The sequence below is a fragment of the Treponema sp. R6D11 genome, assembly GCF_054786075.1.
Window position 1 is genome coordinate 1 of sequence record NZ_BDHD01001005.1, and the last position, 415, is coordinate 415.

The following is a 415-nucleotide window of genomic DNA, read 5'->3' on the forward strand; positions in this document are numbered from 1 at the left end:
CTCCCGGGCCGTTTACAACGCAACCCATAACGGCTATTTTAATGTCTTTTTTGATGTGTATTGTTGCGTCAACTATTTTTTTTGCTAGGTTTATTAGATCCCCGTTAGTTCTCCCGCAGGTCGGACAAGATATGACTTCGACGCTGTTGGTTGCTTCTCCGCAGGCTCTAAGGATAGCTTTTGCGGCTATAATTTCATCGGTTGGTGGAGCAGAGAGAGAGACGCGGATAGTGTCGCCCACGTGATTTTCTAGAAGTTTTGCAATTGCGATTGCGTTTTTAGCCGTGCCAGAAATTGCATCGCCGGCTTCTGTTATGCCGATATGAATTGGATACTTGATTTGGCGAGGTTGCTAACAACGCATCATACGCTTGGCAACAGTTGACACAGCTATTCCTCCTCATCACAATAAACC

The 415-nt window shown here is 45.8% G+C and carries 1 protein-coding gene; it reads right to left on the reverse strand.

Translation table 11 applies throughout. From position 1 onward, the window contains the following. Positions 1-340, reverse strand: a 340-nt coding sequence (locus ACYVTD_RS17215; protein ID WP_461248858.1) for a flavodoxin-dependent (E)-4-hydroxy-3-methylbut-2-enyl-diphosphate synthase, incomplete at its 3' end; no start/stop codon positions are given. Positions 341-415 lie beyond the last annotated feature (75 nt).